General features: G+C 40.2%; 3 protein-coding genes and 1 pseudogene. 2 read left to right on the top strand and 2 right to left on the bottom strand.

Annotation, left to right across the window (positions count from 1 at the left end; all coding sequences use genetic code 11):
• The first annotated feature begins 219 nt into the window (after nucleotides 1–219).
• Entirely contained in the window at nucleotides 220–969 is a 750-nt protein-coding gene (locus tag F6K37_RS38460) for a hypothetical protein (RefSeq protein WP_287256411.1), read from the top strand.
• A 177-nt stretch (nucleotides 970–1,146) separates the two neighbouring features.
• Here F6K37_RS38460 and F6K37_RS38455 read toward each other — a convergent pair whose 3' ends face one another.
• Nucleotides 1,147–1,278, bottom strand: coding sequence for a hypothetical protein (locus tag F6K37_RS38455; protein WP_287256408.1), 132 nt, complete (start codon nucleotides 1,276–1,278; stop codon nucleotides 1,147–1,149).
• Between F6K37_RS38455 and F6K37_RS38450 the strand changes: the two genes are divergently transcribed.
• Nucleotides 1,264–2,121, top strand: coding sequence for an ion channel (locus tag F6K37_RS38450; protein WP_287256377.1), 858 nt, complete (start codon nucleotides 1,264–1,266; stop codon nucleotides 2,119–2,121). The genes F6K37_RS38455 and F6K37_RS38450 overlap by 15 nt on opposite strands.
• A gap of 26 nt (nucleotides 2,122–2,147) precedes the next feature.
• Here F6K37_RS38450 and F6K37_RS38445 read toward each other — a convergent pair.
• Nucleotides 2,148–2,381, bottom strand: a pseudogene (locus F6K37_RS38445) (DNA primase); the annotation flags it as partial.

The raw sequence follows: 2,381 nt of genomic DNA, 5'->3' as shown, positions 1-2,381 counted from the left end.
TTACGCTACTTGGGCTTACGGTCAGGTCACCACAGGATGGGCATTAGTTAGTGGTCAACTGACTGAATAAATCAGATGGGGAAATCTAAGGGAACAGGGAACAGGGAACAGGGAACAGGGAACAGGGAACAGGGAACAGGGAAAAAAATATGTGTACCTCATTACTATGATAAACGCTATAGTTAGATAAATAATATAGTTAGATGGCTTAAAGACAGCATGAATAACCCTCAATCTAATATCTCTAAATCCTATGAACCAGAAGTCACTTCGTCAGAAGAAATGACCATGAATGAGCTAGTTACTTATGTGGCAGCCCCTGGAGCTGTTGGTGGCTTAACCAAGATTGTTTTAGAACAAGTACAGCCATCCTCTAGTATATCAGTTAATTCCGCAGCTTGTAGCTCCTTTTTGTGTTTGCTACCAGCCAACCTATTTCTAGGTATGATTAGTGCTGTGATTGGGACGTTTTTGTTGAGTGATGTTTTAGTATTTAGGAAATCCAAGTTCAAGGTAATTGGCTTAGCCTTAACCTTGGGGTTGTTTTTCCCTAGTGTTTTTAGCACAGCATCAACTATTACTAATTTAAACCTTGAAGTTCAAGAAGCTAGGGAGCAACAAAATCAAGCCATACAAGCAACGATTACGGCTAATCAAAAATTGGCAATAACATCACAAGAGACCAAGGTTAAGCAAGAGGCTATTCAAAATATAGAAGCAGTAGGAAAAAAATCAGCCGATCCTCAGGTTAAAAAAAATGCTATTCAAAATATAGAAACAGTAGCTAAAGAGTCGAAAGATCCTACTGTGAAGCAACAGGCGGTTAAATCTTTGGAATACTTGGGAACTAATTCTAAAAATAAAAGTGTCAAAAAAGATGCTATTTCCGCTTTAGAAAAGCTTAAAATAGACGGTAATAAAACACTAATAAATCAAGTAAATCAATCGATAAATATTTTAAAAAAATAAATAGTCAGTGCTCAGCAGTCAGCAGTCAGCAGTCAGCAGTCAGCCGTCAGCCGTCAGCCGTCAGCCGTCAGCCGTCAGGTTATTGTATTCGAAACTATTCTATCGTAGAACAGGCTAATACCTAATACCTAATACCTAATACCTAATACCTAATACCTAATACCTAATACCTAATACCTAATAGCTGATACCTAATAGCTGATAGCTGATAGCTGATAGCTGATAGCTGATAGCTGATAGCTTACGGTAAACTATCCAAACAAAATTGCTATTAATAATTTTAAAGTAACTAAGATGCGCATCGCTCAACGGACTAGACCTAGACGACAATTAGACGTAATTATCAAAGGGTCATCCCATAACCATTGGCGTGACCCTTATCATATAATGCTCACCGTTAATTGGCCAATGTTTTTCGGGCTAATTGCGGTTTGTTATTTAACCATTAACATCGTCTTTGCCCTATTGTACCTAGCTGGAGGAAATTGTATTGAAAATGCCCGTCCAGGTGCTTTTTTAGATGTCTTTTTCTTCAGCGTTCAGACCATGGCATCCATTGGTTATGGTGCCATGTATCCCGTGACCTCCTATGCTAATATCATCGTTACCATAGAAGCTCTAGTGGGTTTGATGGCTCTAGCTATGGCAACCGGACTCATGTTTGCCCGCTTCTCTAGCCCTACTGCCAGAGTCATCTTCAGTCGTAGGGCAGTGATTACGCCCCATAATGGGGTAACTACCCTTATGTTTCGCACTGCCAATGAACGGGATAATCGAATTCTGGAAGCTCAGCTCAGGGTAAGTTTGCTGCGCAATGAAGTGACCTTGGAAGGGGAATCCATGCGTCGATTCTACGACATGAAACTGTTGCGTAGCCAAACCCCTAGCTTTGGTCTAACTTGGACAGTCATGCATCCGATTGATGAAAGTAGTCCGTTATATGGGGAAACACCAGAGTCTCTCGCTGAAATGGAAGCCACACTTATTATCACCCTAGTCGGTATTGATGAAACGGTTTCCCAGACTATTCATACTCGTCACTCTTACACTGCATCAGAAATTTTGTGGGATAGACGTTTTGTAGATATGTTTGATAGGAAATCAGACGGCAGTAGAATTATTGATTATAGTCACTTTCATGATGTTAAGTAATAGGAATTTATAGCGTTTGAGAATTGCTACATAGTTAATAGCTCTGAAATACCCACCTGACGTATCTTCTCTAACTCGATCAGCCTGCGATTAGCTTCTTGACATTCCTGCCAATAGTATTGCTTACGTTGCCAATCATTACTAAGGTCAATTTTTTGCCATTGCTCTAAACAATAGCGCCGATGTTTTTCCAAGGCTACTATTTCTAGAGAAGCTGCTGCTGCCTGTATTACCATCGGGGCTCGCAAAATATCTTCTGT

The sequence above is a fragment of the Moorena sp. SIO4E2 genome (genome assembly GCF_010671945.1).
In the GTDB taxonomy this organism is placed as follows: domain Bacteria; phylum Cyanobacteriota; class Cyanobacteriia; order Cyanobacteriales; family Coleofasciculaceae; genus Moorena; species Moorena producens.
Note: the sequence above shows the minus strand (reverse complement) of the source record. Positions and strands in the feature narration are given on the sequence as shown.